This window comes from Alteromonas sp. PRIM-21 (genome assembly GCF_027563165.1).
GTDB lineage: Bacteria > Pseudomonadota > Gammaproteobacteria > Enterobacterales > Alteromonadaceae > Alteromonas > Alteromonas macleodii_A.
The window spans coordinates 203512-222561 of sequence record NZ_JADOEK010000002.1 but is presented as its reverse complement, the minus strand read 5'-3'; the positions used below and the strand labels follow the sequence as shown (position 1 = coordinate 222561).

Here is a 19050-nt window from a genome sequence, read left to right as displayed (position 1 = left end):
ATTACAAATCAAAGAGCGCGTTGCGCTGACTAGTCATCAACCTGCTGTTCGTTTAACCAATCATGCAGCGCTTTCATATCGTGCTGAACCGCCATTTGCAGCTCTTCAACCCAATCGTGCACGTTCTCCCACCAAGTTGGATGATCACCTTGTTGGATTTGATTAGCGATACGCTGTACGCGAGCTAAGCCAACAGAGCCAGCTGCACCTTTAATTTTATGAGCCTGTGAGCACACTTCAGACTTTTCATCGGCACTTAAGCTAAGCTGCAGTATTTCCATGTATTCAGGCATTTTCTCTTGGAATACTTTAACGCTAGCGCGCACCATTTCATCCCCTATGGTATCAACTAACATCTGTAGTAAGTCCATATCTAAAATGTTACTTAATATTTTATTAGGTTCAGGGCGCTCTACTTCGCCGTCTACCTCTAACGGGGCAGGCGGCGCATGGAACAGCTCGTTGAACACTTCAATAACCCGCGACTTCTTAATTGGCTTCGCGATTACATCGTCCATACCATTTTCTAAGTATTCATCGCGTTTTTTAATCACGTTTGCCGTTAGCGCCACAATAGGCGTCTGCATGACCAAGTCTTCTTCAATCAAGGTACTCGCCACGTCGAATCCTGTCATATCAGGCAGCTGAATATCTAACAAAATTAGGTCGTACTGCGTCTCTCGAGCTTTATCAATAGCTTCTTGCCCTGTCATCGCCACATCGACCTTCTGTCCAAGCTTTTCAAGCAAGGCTTTGGCAACCATCACGTTTAGCTCAATATCTTCTACCAACAAGATATTAAGCCCCGTCACTTGAAGCTGAGCAACCTTCATTGGGCTATTAGAGATTTGAACCGGTAGCACAATTTCAAAGCGAGTGCCTTTACCTACGTTACTGGTTACGTGAATTTCACCTTTCATCAAATCGACCATTTGCTTACAAATAGCCAAACCGATACCTGTGCCTGTCGCCGACTGGTGATCGGGGTGGTCAACCTGGTAATACATAGCAAAAATCTTATCGATTTCACTTTCAGGAATACCCACACCGGTATCTTCAATAATGAAGGTAACGTAAGCTTTATCACCATCAGGTTTAGTTGATGATACTGACAAACTTACATGCCCCTTTTGTGTGAACTTCACTGCGTTAAACAAGATATTCCACAAAATTTGGCGAAGACGGGTACCGTCAATTTCCACTAAGCGCGGTAGTGGCTCATTAATAGTCGTTTTCAGTTCAAGCTGTTTATCCGCTGCTAGCAGGCGAATAATACTGCTTAATTCTTCTGTGAAATCTTTTAGCGAAATCGTTTTAAGGCTTAGCTCTAGTTTATCTCTGTCTAATTTGTCGAGGTCAATAATATCGTTGAAGATGTTACCTAATGTAATAGCACTAGCGTAAATCGTACTAACCCAGCTAAATTGCTCATCGCTTAGCTCGGTATCACGTAGCATGCGGCTTAAGCCTACAATACCGTTTAATGGGGTACGAAGTTCATGACTGATGGTCGCTATAAAGCGCGTCTTATCTGTGCTTGCTTTCGCTGCAGCATTTTCAGCTTGTTTACGCTCTGTCATATCTCGACCGAATGACAGCAGACCCAAACGATTACCTTCTTTGTCGAAGAAAGGCACGCGTTTCATTTCGAAGTAACGACGACGTCCGTCAGCAAAGCGAAGCCACAGTTCTTCTGTAATACTCGCATTGGTTTCCAATACTTCGTGATCGCTTGCTACAATTTGGCGGGCTAGCTCTTCTTCGTATACATCTTTTGGCGTCAACCCAAGCAACTCTTGCTCGGTTTTGCCCGTCATTAACTCGGCAATGCGGTTGCAGCCTGCAAATCTCCCCTCTTCATTGCGGTAGTAAATTAAGTCAGGCGACGCATCAATAATAGAGCGTAATAGCGTAGACAAACGACGCGCTTGGGCCTCTTGCTCAGATTTATCCTGAATTTCTTTCTCTAAATCTTTGAAAAGCGCTTCTCGCTCTTCTTGTGCCTGCTTACGTTGCTCAATTTCGTGGTTAAGTTGACGAATATTGCTCTGTAGTTCTCGGTTAAGAAATACATCTTCTTCACGTAAGCTTTCTAATTGGCTAACGACTTCTTTTAAGTTAGTACGGGAATTCTCTAGCTGCTTTATTAACTCACTAAAGAAATAGAGCACCCATGGGGCCGATAACATGGTAAGAATAACAGCGCTTATAAAATCGTCTGGCTGTACTTGGCTCCCCATACTAACGCGTATCACATAGGAACCGCCTAGCGTGAACACGAGCGAAAGAACAACAAACAAAATACTGAGTTTGAGAGTGCCAAAACGCTGAACAAATTGAGCAAAGCGGATTGCCCAAGAATCGTTTGGTGAATCTGAATGCATGTACGTCTAATCTAGTCTTATTTTGCCTGTATCCTATCAGGCTTTACCCACTTCGGGAATGCGGTTTGTTGAAGCAAAGCGATGACACCACTTCACATTCACGATTTAAACGGCGACTTTTCCGTAACTTCGTGAATAAACGCAGTGTTAACCCAGCCAACTTTAGTGAATGAAACTTTCGCCCATTCGCCCTGTTTCTCGAGTACTTTTAATATTTCCCCTTTATTTAAACCATTATCAAGAGTGGGAAATGAAGTACCAGGCCCTTTTCTAACATTAAGCGCATTTGCACTTACATTCGCAATTTTCTTTATAGGGCTAGTTATGTCACGTCGAAATTGGTCGTGGGCTTCGCGCTGCGAACTAGTGTCTTTTGAGTCTGTTACCCACTCGTTATTGCTGGGGTGTAATGCGAGCTCTTTAAACTTTCGTAAGGGAAAGGCGGGGCCGGGATCTACTTTGCGCGAAGGCGAAATCTCTTCATGCCCAACAATGGTAGAAATCTGGTAGTGCTCACACAGTGCTTTACACAAGGCGAGGGTTCGCGCAATTTGAATCTCAGAATACTTGTGCCAATAGCCAGTGGCATGCTGGTTTTCCCTTTTAGCTTCGAATACTTCGCTTTTTTCGAACACTTTGCCAAACCAACTCTCATAAGTGCCATCGCTTCTTTCTTTAAGCTGGCCTGCATTATCTAGTTCAATACCTATTGAATATTGGTTTAATCCACTACGCCCTTGGAAGTGGCTCTCGCCTGCGTGCCATGCAATCTTATTGGTTGGCAGCATTTGTACGATATTACCATTGCGTCCCACGGCGAAATGAGCAGACACGCCGCTATCTGGCCTGGTTAATACATTAACTGACGACGCTAGACTACTGCCTGCGGTGAAGTGTATGACGATAGTGTCAGGAAAGCCCTGCTTAAAAAGCCCTGAGGTATTGGGTGAAGGCGTAAAACTCACGCCTTCGCCGGTTATTATATGGTCGTTAATAATGAAGGTGCTGTTGGGGCTTGCCTGTAATGCTGTCATTCGATAGTCCTCACTGACTTGGTAGCATGTGCTTTCAGTGAATTTTTATTCTCTAACTAACGCTAATGCGCTCGTGAAAATTACACGAATGTCCTATCAAGTGAGGCACAACCTTACATACGAATAATTTTTAACCAATATAACAAACTACTTATATGAGTGGAACCGTAACTTTACGATTTAATAAAAATACAGACAAAAGGCATTTGACAACATAAATCAACAACCTTAAAGCATAATTATTCACTTTAAAAAAGCGAATGAGAACCAATACCATTTGCTACGTTGAAACTTATCATTTTTATCTGCTGATAACATTTTTGTTACAAACCTAAAAGACACACCATAAGCAAATGAATTTAATACATTTATTTGTATTTATACCAATTCTCTATAAACCTTAAATTTTTAGCGTTTGATTTTATTTTTCAATGTGGGTATTTTGTACGGCCCGCACAGCAATAATGCATAAAAATGCGGAAACGACTGGAATCCTCTAATAATAAATAACGACAAGAAAGGCGCATGCCGCGAGCAATACCGCTCGCAGGTTTAAAAGACGTCTAATAATGTTGTGATACGCAAACCTAGGCGCATCTACACGCAACGCATACCTTGCCCAGTCAAAAGGTTGAAGGAGTTAAGAGATGAGTTTATATAATCCCAATGATTCCCGGGACAACTGTGGGTTTGGCTTAATCGCTCACACTCATGGGGAAGCCAGTCACGAATTGGTAACTACTGCTATACACGGTCTTGACCGTATGCAGCATCGTGGCGGTATCGCCGCCGACGGGAAAACCGGTGACGGCTGTGGTTTATTACTGCAGAAACCGGATGCGTTCTTCCATGCAATCGCCGAAGAAAATGGCTGGAAACTCAGCAAAAAATACGGCGTGGGCATGATTTTCTTAAGTCAGGACCCGGTACTTGCGCAAACTGCGCGTGAAGTACTTAATGAAGAACTTGAAAAAGAAACACTTTCAGTAGTGGGTTGGCGCGAAGTGCCTGTCGACCGCTCAGTACTGGGTGAATTAGCGCTTACAGGCGTTCCACAAATCGAACAGGTTTTTGTGAACGCTCCAGCAGGCTGGAGAAAACGCGACCTAGAGCGTCGTTTGTATATGATCCGACGCCGTGCTGAAAAGCGACTAGAAGCAGATCCAGATTTTTACGTAGCATGCTTGTCAGGCTTAGTAACGATCTATAAAGGCTTGGTAATGCCAAAAGATTTACCCGCCTTTTATCACGATCTTGCCGATGAGCGTATGCAAAGCGCTATTTGCGTTTTCCACCAACGCTTTTCAACGAATACTTTACCACGCTGGCCGCTAGCCCAACCTTTCCGTTTCCTTGCGCATAATGGTGAAATTAACACTATTAAAGGTAACCGCGACTGGGCGATGGCACGTGCCGCTAAGTTTTCAACGCCGCTTATCCCCGACCTTAAAGATGCTGCACCTTTTGTAAATACTGAAGGTTCAGACTCATCGTCACTGGATAACATGCTGGAGCTATTCCTAGCCGGTGGTATGGATTTATTCCGTGCCATGCGCTTGCTTGTTCCACCTGCATATCAAAATAACAAAACCATGGATGATGACCTTCGTGCATTCTACGAGTTTAACTCGATGCACATGGAACCATGGGATGGCCCTGCCGGCATCGTATTAACGAATGGCCGTCATGTTGCCTGTAACCTAGATAGAAATGGCCTACGCCCAGCTCGCTATGTTATTACCAAAAATGGGTTTATTACTCTTGCCTCAGAAGTGGGTATTTGGGATTACGAGCAAGCTGACGTTATTGAGAAAGGCCGTGTAGGTCCAGGTGAAATGCTTGCTGTAGATACTTACACTGGCAAAATCTGGCGTTCTACGGAAATTGATGACGACTTGAAAGCGCGTCATCCATATAAAGAGTGGCTAGAAAAACACATTCGTCGTTTGACTCCTATCGAGCAGCTTGATGCCTCGCTAATTGGCAAACGCGTGTTTGACGATGATGCCATGGCGGTATATCACAAGCTACACGCCTACAGCTACGAAGAAATCCAGCAAGTGGTTAAAGTACTTGCAAAAGACGGTCAAGAAGCCGTTGGTTCAATGGGTGACGACACGCCAATGGCGGTTATGTCATCGCGCCAGCGTACCGTTTACGATTACTTCCGTCAGCAGTTTGCGCAGGTTACTAACCCGCCTATCGACCCGCTACGTGAAAACCACGTTATGTCGTTGGCAACCTGTATTGGCCGCGAGCAGAACGTCTTTAGCGAAACTTCTGGTTACGCTGACCGCGTGTTGTTCGACTCGCCTATATTAATGTATACCGATCTTAAGCAGCTACGTGAATTTAATCCTGACAACTACTATTCAGAGGTTGTTGAGCTTCAATACGCACCGCAAGAAGGCTTGAAGAAAGCCATTGAACGCGTGTGTAACGAAGTAGAAATGCTAGTTAAGAATAAACGTGCTGCGTTTGTTATTCTGTCTGACAGAAACATTAAACAAAACCGTTTGGTTATTCCAGCAGCAATGGCGGTGGGTGCGGTACAGCGCCGTCTTGTTGAAAAGTCATTGCGCTGTGACGCGAACGTTGTTGTTGAAACAGCAAGTGCCCGCGATCCGCATCACTTTGCGGTCCTTATCGGCTTAGGTGCCACTGCGGTTTACCCATTCCTAGCCTACGAAACTATCGAGCAGCTTTGCGAAAAAGGTGAACTGGATATTTCTCCTATGCAGGCCACGTTGAACTACCGTAAGGGTATCAACAAAGGCTTGTATAAGATTATGTCTAAGATGGGTATTAGCACAGTTGCAAGCTACCGTAGCTCTAAGCTGTTTGAAGCGGTGGGCGTAAACAATGAAGTAATGAACCTTTGCTTTAAAGGTGTGACTTCACGCATTCAAGGTGCGGGCTTTGATGATTTCCATCAGGACCTTGTGAACCTTAACCGAATTGCTTGGCTTAAACGCAAATCTGTAGACCATGGCGGTTTACTTAAATACGTTCACGGTGGCGAATATCACGCCTATAACCCAGACGTAGTCAGCACGCTTCAAAAAGCGGTGGTGTCGGGTAACTACGACGATTACCAGCAATACGCCAAGCTTGTGAACGACCGTGCGCCATCGCATATTCGAGATTTACTGGCACTTAACCCAGATTGCGATCCTATTGATATTGATGATGTTGAAGGGCCTGAGAATTTATTCCCACGCTTCGATACTGCAGCCATGTCAATCGGCGCGCTAAGCCCAGAAGCCCATGAAGCGCTAGCGATTGCAATGAATCGCTTGGGCGGTCAGTCTAACTCGGGTGAAGGTGGCGAACACCCTTCTCGTTTTGGTACTGAAAAGAATTCTAAAATTAAGCAGGTTGCGTCAGGTCGCTTCGGTGTAACACCTCACTATTTGGTTAACGCTAACGTTATTCAGATTAAAGTAGCGCAAGGTGCTAAACCAGGTGAAGGTGGCCAGCTACCTGGTGATAAAGTGAATAAGTACATCGCACAGCTTCGTTTCTCTGTGCCAGGTGTAACCCTTATTTCACCACCACCGCACCACGATATCTATTCAATTGAAGATTTGGCTCAGCTAATTTTTGATTTGAAGCAGGTTAATCCAACGGCGCTTATATCGGTTAAGCTTGTATCTGAGCCTGGTGTAGGTACGATTGCAACAGGTGTAGCAAAAGCTTATGCCGACCTTATTACCGTTTCAGGCTACGACGGCGGTACAGGAGCAAGCCCATTAACCTCTGTTAAGTATGCAGGTAGTCCGTTCGAACTGGGCTTGTCTGAAACGCAACAAGCACTGATTGAAAATGGCTTGCGTCATAAAGTACGCGTTCAAACCGACGGTGGTTTGAAGACCGGTCTTGACGTAGTTAAGGCAGGTATTTTAGGCGCAGAAAGCTTTGGTTTTGGTACAGGCCCAATGGTAGCGCTTGGTTGTAAATACCTACGTATTTGCCACCTAAACAACTGTGCGACCGGTGTAGCAACGCAAGATCAAAAGCTGCGCGATGATCACTTTATTGGCTTACCTGACATGGTGATGAACTACTTTAAGTTTATCGCTCAGGAAGTACGTGAAATCATGGCGTCTATGGGTGTTGCTAAGTTCGACGACCTTGTTGGCCGCACAGAGCTACTTAAAGTACTAGACGGCATTACTGCTAAACAGAATCGCTTGGATCTGTCGCCACTACTTGCGCAGCCTAAAGCGGGCGACCACACTCGCCTATTCTGCTCGCAAACCACTAACGCGCCTGTCGATAAAGGCGAGTTAAATGCTCAGATGCTTAAAGATGCTCAGCAAGCTGTGGTAGATGGTGAGTCAATTACCCTTAAATACCCTATACGCAATACTGACCGCTCTGTAGGTGCTCTGCTATCAGGTGAAATTGCTAAACATCACGGTAATCACGACTTTGAAGATACACCTATTAAGGTTGAACTTACCGGTACAGCGGGCCAGAGCTTTGGCGTATGGAACGCTGGCGGCCTACATATGCACCTTGAAGGCGATGCCAACGATTACGTAGGTAAAGGGATGACTGGCGGTAAGCTTGTTATCCACCCGCCGCGCGATATCTCGTATGACGCCCACGATAGCGCCATTATGGGTAACACCTGCCTTTATGGCGCGACAGGCGGTAAATTGCTTGCTGCTGGCCGCGCTGGTGAACGTTTTGGGGTACGTAACTCAGGTGCTATTGCAGTAGTGGAAGGCATTGGCGATAACGGCTGTGAATATATGACTGGCGGTATTATTGCCGTACTTGGTCCGGTTGGCGTGAACTTCGGCGCAGGTATGACAGGTGGTTTTGCTTATCTTATGGATGATGGCGACGACCTTGATAATCGTGTAAACGGCGAGCTTGTTGATGTTATGCCTATTGAAGACAAAGCGATTCTTGCTGAGCATTTACGTGGCTTAATTAATCAGCATTACGAAGAAACAGGAAGCGAGCACTCGTTGTCACTGCTTACTGATTTCGCCGCAACGCTGAAACGCTTTAAGCTTATTAAGCCAAAAACCAGTGATGTGAAAAACCTGCTTGGTCACATCAGTCGTTCAAGTGCTGAATTACGCATTCAGGCTCAGTAGGAGGATTTAGTTTATGGCAAAGAACGTATATCAATTTGTCGATGTTGAACGTATTGATCCGCCTAAAAAGCCGATCATGGTACGTAAACATGAATTCGCGGAAATTTACCAGCCGCTAAGCCAATCTCAAACCGAAGGCCAAGCAGATCGCTGCTTGGACTGCGGTAACCCGTATTGTGAATGGAAGTGCCCCGTGCACAACTACATTCCTCAGTGGTTAAGCTTGGCGAATGAGGGCCGTATTTTAGAAGCAGCGGAACTTTCTCATAAAACCAACAGTTTGCCTGAAGTATGTGGCCGTGTATGCCCACAAGACAGACTGTGCGAAGGTGCATGTACGCTGAATGATGATTTTGGCGCTGTTACCATTGGTAGTATTGAAAAATACATTACCGATACGGCATTCAAAATGGGCTGGCGCCCAGATATGTCTGACGTGGTATGGACCGATAAGAAAGTGGCGATCGTAGGTGCCGGCCCTGCGGGTCTTGCATGTGCAGATATTCTAGTTCGTAACGGTGTTAAACCTGTTGTTTACGACAAATACGAAGAAATTGGTGGCCTACTTACATTTGGTATTCCGTCTTTCAAATTAGAGAAAGATGTAATCAAGCTACGTCGCCAAATCTTTACCGAGATGGGTGTTGAATTCGTACTTAATACTGAAATTGGTAAAGACATCCAGTTCCAGGATTTGCTTGATAAATACGATGCAGTATTTCTGGGCATGGGTACGTACAAGTCGATGCAAGGTGGTTTCGATAACGAACACGTTGAAGGCGTATATGATGCACTTCCTTTCCTTATCGCCAACACCAACCGCGTAATGGGCCTTGAAAAGGACCCCGCTGATTTTGTTGACATGAAAGGCAAGCGTGTTGTTGTGCTAGGTGGTGGTGATACCACCATGGACTGTGTACGCACTTCAATTCGTCAAGAAGCTGCACAAGTAACCTGTGCATATCGTCGTGACGAAGAAAGTATGCCTGGTTCACGCCGCGAAGTGGTTAACGCTAAAGAAGAGGGCGTTGAGTTTAAATTCAACCTACAGCCTCTTGATATAGCCGTTGATGAAAACGGAAAAGCCTGTGGCGTTAAGTTTGTTAAAACCGAAATGGGGCCGCCAGATGTAAATGGTCGTCGCCGTCCTGTTGAAATAGAAGGTTCTGAACACGTACTTGAAGCAGATGCAGTTATCATCGCATTTGGTTTCCAACCAAGCCCTGCTCCATGGTTTGCCGATTTCGGCATTATGCTTGATGAGAAAGGTCGTGTACGCGCCCCTTCTGCTGGTAAGTTTGCCTTCCAAACTTCACACCCTCAAGTTTTTGCCGGTGGTGATATGGTGCGTGGTAGTGACCTGGTTGTTACCGCTATCGACGAAGGCCGTAAGGCTGCCGAAGGTATCATGGATTATATTGGCGTTTAACCTTCGCGAATATTCTCTGTGATTAAAAGCTCGATAGTCTCGCTATCGAGCTTTTTTGTTTTACACGCCCCAGAAGATACGAAAAGTTCTTCTTACATACCTTAATAGACCAAGGTTTAGTTGAAGCAAAAGAACAACGCCTCTAGTATCGTAATAATAAATAAAGAATATCGCCCACTGGATGAAGAACCTACCTATGAAGCACGTAAACACTTGGACATTTTCACTTTGTTTAGCATTAGCCTCAGCCGCTGGAAGTGCCTGTTTTGCAGACACCCTTTCCGTAGATTCTTCGTTGAAAGCCCAAATTAATGAGAAAAAAAATAACCAGGATGCGATGCCGTCTTTAAGCCGACCTACTATTGTGTCGTGCCCAGCCGAGTTTCAGCAGGTGAAAATCTCTAATGATGCAAGACAGTGCCAAGCCTTTGAAAAAGACACGTCAGCTGTGATGGTTTACCACTCACCACGCACGCCTAACGAAATACTCGGCGTTTATGAAACAGCCCATCCATCGTTAAAGCCTCATTCCCCTGTTAGGGGCCGTACTCTACTTTCGTCAGAGGATAAAACAATAAGAGTCATAATAAGTCCTGATAACGCGGGCTCTCAAGTCGATATTCTGGTCACCTCAAAAACCCACTAGAAACTAGGTTAAGTTTGCTAGCAAAATAATTCATGTTGGCACCCGCTTTGCAATTTCTTCAATAACTACTTCATGACAGCAGCAAGCGTCATTTTTATGACGCCTATGCCGTAAACGAAGCTCATACCGCTAAGCTATATATACCGGGCTAGGCTGACCTTCAGTTACTCATGTCATGACTTTTTCTATTGATATTTGCGAGGGTTACGATGGAATTGGCAATTATTTTAATGATGTTACTTATAGTCGTTGCACTAGGTGCCATAAAGTTGTCAGACGGTGGAGTGGCATTTCCATTTAGGCGGAAAGCACAACTCTTTACTCCGGTAGAGCATACTTTTTTAAACCTTATTGAACAGGCCATGGGTCGAGAATTTAGAATAGTGTGCCGCGTACGTCTTAATGACCTTGTATCAGTACGTCAATCAACCAACAAGAAGACAGCAAGCCAAGCGCTTAGCAGAGCATCTAGCAGACAACTCGACTTTGTACTGGTCGATAAACAAGATATGAGCCCTGTTATGGCAATCGATTTGGTTCACAGCCAAGGGAAAGAAGGCTATAAAACGCAAAAAGATTGGTTTGTAACGGGCGCTTTAGATGCTGCTGGCCTTCCGCACGCAAGGATTAAAGTTAAATCTGGCTACACGGTTGACGATATTCGCGAGTGCTTAGAAAACAAACTTATTCCTTATCGCCGTTTACAAAATAAAATGGCTCAGCTACCTACGCACAACCCAGAACCACCTAAGCGCCCAACCCGCCCAGTGCGTTCAAGCAGACCAGCTGCTGCCTGATACGTTTAGCTCGAGCTTCCCCTAGCCTTTGTTACTTTGCTGTTTTCTTACTCTCAAATGGCGGTAACAAAGGCATTTTTCTGTCAGTTTCTCTATTTTCCTTATACAATTAGTGCATTCAACAGCGTATTCACGCGTTAAATTCCCTCAACACCGTCGGTAGAGTTATGAACAAAATTGGTATTTTAGGCGCAATGGATGAAGAAGTTGCGCTACTTAAAGCATCGCTTTGGAATGTAAAAGAAACAAAGTGGAAACACCTTACATTTTATGAAGGCACACTTAACGACATGGAAGTGGTGTTAGTTAAGTGCGGCATTGGTAAAGTGGCAGCTGCTATCGCTACCACAGTATTGATTGAACAGTACGCCCCTGATGCTGTCGTGAATACAGGTTCTGCCGGTGGTTTCGACAAAAATTTGAATATTGGTGACTTAGTTATTGCAAGTCACGTTATTCACCACGACGCCGATTTAACTCATTTTGGTTACAAGCTTGGTCAATGTGCAGGTATGCCCGAAGATTTTCGCTGTGATACCGCGTTAATGGAAACTGCGCGTAGTGCAGCTGCAGAGATTTCCTCATTGCAATCTACAACGGGCTTGATTTGCACCGGTGATGCTTTTATCGGCAGCGATGAAGCGGTAGCGGAATTACGTGAAAATTTCCCAGATATGAAAGCGGTGGAAATGGAAGGCGCAGCTATCGGTCAAACCTGTCATATGCTTGATACACCGTTTCTTGTCATTCGCTCGTTATCAGATATTGCTGGAAAAACATCGTCAGTAAGCTTCAAAGAATATTTAGACACTGCTGCTAAGCATTCTGCACAGCTAGTTATGGCAATGATCAAGGCCCTCGCAAAATAATATGACAGAGGTAATTAGCGACCCGCAATATCAGTCGCTATTGGTACTTTGGCTGGCTACTGCCGTAGATGCCTTGTGGCGCTGGCCCCAAAGTACTCATCCCTTAACACTTATGCGCTACCTCGTTTTACAAATGGGGCGTAAGGTAGTGCCATCCCGGGATTTCGGTCCATCTCAGCACTATATTTCGGGTTCGTTAGCCGCACTAGTCTTACTTGCGCCTTTAGTAGTTTGTATCGCCATTTTAGTATACATGGCCCAGTACCCCGTTTTCTTTGAAGCCATTATTCTTGTCGTGCTGCTCGATTTTGGCTACCAGCGTCAGCAGTATAAAAAAGTGCTGGCAAGTGTTGGCAGAAATAAAAAGTCTCTCGCACGAGAAATGGTTCAGACCATTACCGCACGACAATGTGACTCTCTGACAGATATTGGTATTGCTAAAGCAGCGATTGAGTCGCTTTGGCTTAAATTTCTTTACCTGTATTGCGGCGTTATTTTTTACTTTGTGGTTGCAGGGCCAATAGGCGCACTGATCTATCGGTTACTTTTGCTTACATCGTGGCAATGGCACTACCGCACGCCTGGTATGGCACTCTTTGCCAAACCCGTTCGTAAACTGATTTATTTACTTTCCTTTCCACCCGCTGCTATTGGTGGCCTTATAACTTTGTTAATTAGCCATCCCGTAAAAGGCATTAGCGCTATAAAACGCTCACCAGTAAAAGATAAAACGTCACTACTTCTGGCGCTTATGGGTGGTGTGTTAGATGTAAAATTGGGTGGACCAGCAATTTATGCCAATAAGAAAATTCGACATGCCCGCGTAGGAGGCGCAAATGAGGTTAAGTATTCCCATATGTTAAAAGCTAAAAGCACGGTTACATTAGCTATGATAGCAACTAGTGCACTTGCATCATTAACCCTGTTAGCTATGGCCGTTGCGCTATGAATACATTACGCGCACTAAGCGCTTTTTCCTTTTTATTGCTGTGCTCAACGCCTATTTTCACGCATGCTAACACAGCAGCAGAGCCTACCCCTGAGCTAAAAAAAGTAACCAACGAAGATCAACTTTCTTCTACCGATTTAACAGCACATTCAAAGGCGAATACTACTGACTTAAAAATAATTAGCCTTGCTCCACACCTTACAGAATGGGTATTTAGTTTAGGTTTAGGTTCAAACCTTGTAGGTGTAAGCGACTACAGTGACTATCCAGAAGCTGCCAAGAATATTCAACGCATAGCCGATTTTCAAGGTGCTGATATTGCGGCAATAGTGGCGTTAGAACCAGATTTAATACTTGCTTGGGATGGAGGTAACAAACCTCAAGATATACATAAACTTTCTTCAATGGGGCTTAATGTATTTACCAGCAAGGTCAGAAATATCACAGATATTGCTGGTGAAATAAAAAGGCTTGGCGCACTTACTAACACGCAAAAAAAAGCTACCCAGCTCACCAATGATTTTCTCAGCGAGTTAAAAAATCTAAGACTAAAATACGATACCGAGCCACGTAAACCGGTGTTTTACTATTCATGGACGGCGCCACTTATGACTATTGGCCCTAATGCCTGGGGCAATAAACTATTAAATGTTTGCGGGGCGCAAACGCTATTTCACGATAGCCCGATAGATTACCCTCAAGTAGCGGTTAAAGACGTGCTAGTTCGCCAACCTCATGCACTCATTGCCGCCTCCAAGAGTTCACACGAAAACCTAGAAGTATTCTGGCGCGCTCATCGCGGGTTTCTTGATGCTCCGCTTATTGTGGTCGACCCGGATGTCACTAGCCGCTTTTCACTACGATTAATAAATGAACTAAAATCATTATGTGAAGGTATAAAATAAAACGCATAAGCGTTATACTTAAGTCTAAAATATCAGTAAGAAGGTAAGAGCATCTTTTCATGCGGATTGTTGTTGCGGGTTTTCTAGTTGTTGTTAGTGTTGCATTATTTGTTTCGCTTCAGTGCACAGCGAAAGCGACGGCACAAGCTTCTGTTGCCGCTTCTCCTTATCTTATTGAACGGGTCGCTAACAACGACTGGCTGCTTATTGATGTTCGCTCACCTAAAGAGTTTGCCGATGGTCACATTCCTGGCGCGGTAAATATGCCCCACGAGAACATCAATGAATATCTTAGTGAGTTGGAAGACCATAAAAACAAACCTATCATTATTTATTGCCGTTCTGGCAGAAGAGCTAAACTCGCCATGAAAGTATTAGAAGAACTCGACTTCTCTGAAGTCATGCATTTAGAAGGCGACATGTTAGGCTGGAGCGCAGCAGGCATGACAGTAGACAGAATGTAGCCTAGCAGTTTGCCCCTAGAAACTACGCAATGTTCTATAAACCAAGGGCTTAGCTGATAACTGTGTGTAACTCATCCCCTGTGATACACTTCTTTTATTCGACGATTGCATGAAACACCTATGAAAATAGATATTGCTACTCCGGCTATGTTATTTCCGGCAATTTCTTTATTGCTTCTAGCCTATACCAATCGCTTTTTAACTCTCGCGACCATCATCCGAAACTTTTCAAAAGAAGAGAGAGATGACAATACTCAAGCGCAAATAAAAAACCTCCGGTTGCGCATTCAACTAATTAAGCGTATGCAGATAGCCGGGGTGGGCAGCTTTTTTCTTTGTGTGGTCTCAATGTTGGCCATTTATCTCACCTATCAACAAGTGGGAAACTGGGTTTTCGCGGCAAGTTTAGTGTCACTACTGTATTCATTGTGGATGTCGGTAAGAGAGATTTTGATTTCTGTAGAAGCGTTAGATGTTCACCTTGATGGGATGAAAAATACCCCTCATAAAGAAAAAACATGACGCCCACCACGCACATGAATCATTTAGTTCAAAGCGATATAACTTACGAGCAGTTAGCGCCTGAGTTTTTTCAAGGCGTGATTTCTCTTGGTAATTACGTACATGGTGACAACTACCTCACTAACGAGTTACTCGCTGACTACTATGCTAAAAGCTTTATTGGCGACATTAATGCTAGTTGGGTAGCGCTATACCAAAATAAGGTAGTAGGTTTCAGACTGACCTTTGCACATACTCAATTGAAAGCAGATGAATGGTGCAGCCCTTCTTTGTGGCCGGTAGATTCAAATACAGTTTGCTATTTCAAATGCAATACCGTAGACCCCGCTATGCAGGGTTGTGGCATTGGCAGTATGCTATTGAGCAAGTCTATAGAATGTGCGAAAGCGCAAGGTGCAGAAGCGGGTCTAGCGCATATTTGGTTGGCAAGCCCGGGCAATAGTGCATTTAAATACTTCACCAAAAATGGTGGCCAATTGATAAAGAAACACGCCAACAAATGGCGTTACGCATCTATTCACGAGGGCTATGATTGCCCAGTTTGTGAGGGCTACTGTGAATGCGAAGGTGCGGAAATGCTACTACAATTCTAATGCCCAACTTGACCTAAACGCTTACAGCCATCTTATTCTATGACCTACGATCCTCTTATTTCCCGCGGCGTTTCATCAATGCTTCCCGCGCCCAAAAGCTACTGGCATGCTACGCATAAGGTGCCAACCCTGCCGCCTTTAAACAAGAAGGTAAATACCGAATACCTGGTTATCGGTGGTGGCTATACCGGCTTGTCTGCTGCAATTACGCTTGCTCAAGCTAAGCAGGACGTTACGCTACTTGACGCAAACTCACTTGGATTTGGCTGTGCAGGCCGCAATGGCGGTTTTATCCTTTCGGGAAGCGGTAGACTGTCATTAAGCGCTATAGAAGATAAATGGGGTCATACAGTTGCCACGGGCATGCAGGCCGAGTTTGACGGCGCCGTGGATTTGCTTAAAACGCGTATTACAGACTTTGATATGCAGGTCGATTTAGTAGAAGGGCCTTATTTAAAATTGGCCCATAATGTAAAGCAAGCCGAGCAACTATGCACCAGTGCTAATCATCTAGCATCAAACTTCAATGTACCAAGTACTACCCTCTCTTCAAAAGACCTTGCCGCCCGTTTTGGTATAAACGGGGCTTACGGTGGCGTTGAACTTGAAGGTGCATGTTTACACCCTTTAAAGCTGGCAAGTGAATATGCAAGAGTAGCTAAAGAACTTGGTGCCACGCTTTTCTACGACTCACCTGCCATTCGCATCGAAAAGCAAAAAACAGGGTTCCTTGTCACCACGCCAAGCGGCTCAGTATCAGCTAAGCATATACTCATTGCTACTAACGCCTATACTCCCAAACGCTTTCACGACAGCGTAGACAATAAGCAATTCCCAGTACAGTCGAGCATTTTTGTTACCGCTCCTTTAAATAAGGAACAACGCGCTTCGACCGGGTTGACCATCCCCATGAGCTTTATGGATACGCGGATGATGAAATACTACTATCGGGTATTACCAGATGGCAGGTTGTTATTTGGCGGTCGTGGGGCAGTAAAAGGCAAAGATGCAGATAAAACTTCAGAGAAAAAGCGCTTATACCGCGCTATGGTAAAAAGCTTCCCTTCACTTAGCGGTATAGCCATGGATTATTTTTGGAGTGGTTGGGTGAGCGTGTCGCTGGATAGCATGCCACGTATATTCGTAAACAGTGAAGCGAGCAGTAATAACGCAAACCGTTCTGCTTATTCTATCGGTTATGCTATGGGCTATTGTGGTTCAGGGGTTTCCTTTGCCGCCTTTGCCGGCCAGCGCCTCGCTCAACGAATGATGGGCACAAGCGAGGTCGATTTATCTCTTCCTATTTATCAATCGCCACTTAAAACATACCCGTTTTCCAAGGCAAGAAGACTAGCGCTGCACGGTTTATATCAGTGGGCTAAAATTGCAGAGCGTTAGTCTTATTCAGTTTTTACGGAAGTCTACCGTATTCACCATTGCACACTGTTCATTATTTAGGCTATGTTAGTATTCTAATCACTGACGGAGCCACCTCATGTCATACATTGATGCCTTTGCCGTAGCCGTTCCCACAGAAAATAAAGCCTTATACATTGAACACGCCAAACTCGCTGGCGATATTTTTAAAGAGTATGGCGCCACTAAAATTCTTGAAGCTTGGGGTGACGATGTACCCGATGGTGAGATAACCTCTTTTCCTTTAGCGGTAAAAGCCAAAGAAAATGAAACCGTGGTGTTTTCCATTGCGTTTTGGCCATCAAAAGAAGTACGTGATACCGCATGGCAAAAAGTGATGGAAGACCCCAGAATGCAGGAAAGCGAAAACCCCATGCCATTTGACGGTAAGCGCCTTATTTATGGGGGCTTCGTTCCTATGTTGGAATTGTAAGCAAAAAAGCCCGCTTAAATAAGCGGGCTTTCCAAAACTAGCTTAGTGAAGCGTTAAGATAGCGTAATACGGGCAAATTTGCGCTTACCTACTTGATAAACGTTTTCACCTTTTTCAGTAATTACTAGACGGGTGTCTTCTACTTTGTCGCCGTTTATTTTAACTGCGCCTTGTTTGATCATGCGCATGGCATCTGACGTTGAACCAACAAGCTTTGCTTCTTTTAATAAATTGCCGATAGCGATGCCTTCCTCGCCTAGCGCTATTTCAAGCTCTGGCATGTCATCAGGGATAGCATTTTTCTGGAAGCGCTGAATAAAGTCTTGGTGCGCGCCTTCAGCGGCAGCATCGTCGTGGAAACGAGCGATAATTTCTTTTGCCAACATGATTTTGATATCACGCGGATTTTCACCGCCTTCAACGCGCGCTTTAAGCTCTGCTATCTCTTCTAACGGACGGAAGCTGATAAGGTCGTAGTAACGCCACATCAAGTCATCAGAGATAGACATCACTTTACCAAACATATCGTTTGGCGCGTCTGTGATACCAATGTAGTTGTTCAAAGACTTTGACATCTTTTGAACGCCGTCTAAACCTTCAAGTAACGGAACCATCACAATTGACTGTTGCTTTTGTCCCTGCTCTTTTTGAAGCTCACGGCCCATTAGCAGGTTAAAGCGCTGGTCAGTACCGCCTAGTTCAACATCTGACTCAAGGGCTACAGAGTCCCAACCTTGCACCAACGGATAAAGGAATTCGTGGATAGCGATAGGCTGACCGTTGTTGTAGCGCTTTTTAAAATCATCGCGCTCTAGCATACGAGCCACGGTTTGGCTTGCCGCCAGTTTGATCATGCCCGCCGCACCAAGACCGTCCATCCATTCTGAGTTAAAACGAATTTCTGTTTTATCTTCATCTAGGATCTTGAACACTTGTTCTTGATACGTTTTAGCGTTTTCTAATACCTGTTCTTTACTTAAAGGCTTGCGTGTGACATTTTTACCTGTAGGATCGCCAATTAGGCCAGTAAAATCACCAATAAGAAAAACAACTTTATGGCCTAGTTGCTGGAATGTACGCAACTTGTTGATCAACACAGTGTGACCAAGATGTAGATCAGGCGCAGTTGGATCAAAACCCGCTTTAATGGTTAGGGTTTTGCCGGATTTTAGTTTTTCAATTAAATCCTCTTCGGGGAGTATTTCATCGACGCCCCGTTTAATCTCAGCTAGCGCTGTTTGCCAATCTTTCATTTGTTAATCACACTCTACATAACAGTACATTCAATATTGGCGGGCATTTTACGCGTACAACGGAACCATTAAAAGCTTTGCGCGTCAAAAAACGGATTACAAACAGTCATGTTGTTAAACCCAACAGCTTTGAACGCGAAATTAGTGTATTGAATAAAGCTGAACTGGATGTGAGGGGAGAGGGCTTTCGCAAACACGCGGTAAACCCATCCATGGGCGCTCCGCCACCGCTTCCCTGCGGT

15 protein-coding genes are annotated in these 19050 nt (G+C 44.7%); 12 read left to right on the top strand and 3 right to left on the bottom strand.

Annotated features, from left to right (window positions below):
• Nucleotides 1-29: 29 nt before the first annotated feature.
• Both arcB and IW644_RS05345 read right to left on the bottom strand, forming a co-directional pair.
• Entirely contained in the window at nt 30-2384 is a 2355-nt protein-coding gene (gene arcB / locus IW644_RS05350; protein ID WP_179984373.1) for an aerobic respiration two-component sensor histidine kinase ArcB, read from the bottom strand.
• A 98-nt stretch (nt 2385-2482) separates the two neighbouring features.
• Nucleotides 2483-3418, bottom strand: coding sequence for an N-acetylmuramoyl-L-alanine amidase (locus tag IW644_RS05345; RefSeq protein WP_269916730.1), 936 nt, complete (start codon nt 3416-3418; stop codon nt 2483-2485).
• Between the two features lie 647 nt (nt 3419-4065).
• On the opposite strand from IW644_RS05345, the gene gltB reads away from it, so the two are divergent.
• The 12 genes from gltB (at nt 4066) to IW644_RS05285 (ending at nt 17555) form a co-directional block, all read left to right on the top strand.
• Nucleotides 4066-8532, top strand: coding sequence for a glutamate synthase large subunit (gene gltB, locus IW644_RS05340; RefSeq protein WP_269916729.1), 4467 nt, complete (start codon nt 4066-4068; stop codon nt 8530-8532).
• A gap of 13 nt (nt 8533-8545) precedes the next feature.
• Nucleotides 8546-9961 (top strand): FAD-dependent oxidoreductase, encoded by a 1416-nt coding sequence (locus tag IW644_RS05335; RefSeq protein WP_269916728.1) that lies wholly within the window; start codon nt 8546-8548, stop codon nt 9959-9961.
• 196 nt (nt 9962-10157) lie between these two features.
• Nucleotides 10158-10607 (top strand): hypothetical protein, encoded by a 450-nt coding sequence (locus IW644_RS05330; RefSeq protein ID WP_269916727.1) that lies wholly within the window; start codon nt 10158-10160, stop codon nt 10605-10607.
• 209 nt (nt 10608-10816) lie between these two features.
• A complete protein-coding gene (locus IW644_RS05325; RefSeq protein WP_269916726.1) occupies nt 10817-11404 on the top strand; it encodes a DUF2726 domain-containing protein in 588 nt (195 codons plus the stop codon).
• Between the two features lie 167 nt (nt 11405-11571).
• Nucleotides 11572-12273, top strand: a complete 702-nt coding sequence (locus tag IW644_RS05320) for a 5'-methylthioadenosine/adenosylhomocysteine nucleosidase (RefSeq protein ID WP_179984378.1) — start codon at nt 11572-11574, stop codon at nt 12271-12273.
• A gap of 1 nt (nt 12274) precedes the next feature.
• Nucleotides 12275-13222 (top strand): cobalamin biosynthesis protein CobD/CbiB, encoded by a 948-nt coding sequence (locus IW644_RS05315; protein ID WP_269916725.1) that lies wholly within the window; start codon nt 12275-12277, stop codon nt 13220-13222.
• Entirely contained in the window at nt 13219-14127 is a 909-nt protein-coding gene (locus IW644_RS05310) for a cobalamin-binding protein (protein WP_269916724.1), read from the top strand. Before IW644_RS05315 ends, IW644_RS05310 begins: the two co-directional genes overlap by 4 nt.
• A gap of 59 nt (nt 14128-14186) precedes the next feature.
• Nucleotides 14187-14591 carry a rhodanese-like domain-containing protein gene (locus IW644_RS05305; protein WP_179984381.1) on the top strand — a complete coding sequence of 135 codons (405 nt, stop codon included), beginning with the start codon at nt 14187-14189 and terminating at the stop codon, nt 14589-14591.
• 120 nt (nt 14592-14711) lie between these two features.
• A complete protein-coding gene (locus IW644_RS05300; RefSeq protein WP_269916723.1) occupies nt 14712-15113 on the top strand; it encodes a DUF2721 domain-containing protein in 402 nt (133 codons plus the stop codon).
• Nucleotides 15110-15706, top strand: a complete 597-nt coding sequence (locus tag IW644_RS05295; RefSeq protein ID WP_269916722.1) for a GNAT family N-acetyltransferase — start codon at nt 15110-15112, stop codon at nt 15704-15706. The genes IW644_RS05300 and IW644_RS05295 overlap by 4 nt, the downstream gene beginning before the upstream one ends.
• A gap of 39 nt (nt 15707-15745) precedes the next feature.
• The gene (locus IW644_RS05290) at nt 15746-17104 is read left to right on the top strand and encodes an NAD(P)/FAD-dependent oxidoreductase (protein WP_269916721.1); all 1359 of its coding nucleotides are present in this window, start codon (nt 15746-15748) and stop codon (nt 17102-17104) included.
• Nucleotides 17105-17201: 97 nt separating this feature from the next.
• Nucleotides 17202-17555, top strand: coding sequence for a DUF1428 domain-containing protein (locus tag IW644_RS05285; RefSeq protein ID WP_071969533.1), 354 nt, complete (start codon nt 17202-17204; stop codon nt 17553-17555).
• 53 nt (nt 17556-17608) lie between these two features.
• Here the strand turns inward: IW644_RS05285 and tyrS are convergent, their stop codons facing one another.
• Nucleotides 17609-18808 carry a tyrosine--tRNA ligase gene (tyrS, locus tag IW644_RS05280; protein WP_269916720.1) on the bottom strand — a complete coding sequence of 400 codons (1200 nt, stop codon included), beginning with the start codon at nt 18806-18808 and terminating at the stop codon, nt 17609-17611.
• Nucleotides 18809-19050 lie beyond the last annotated feature (242 nt).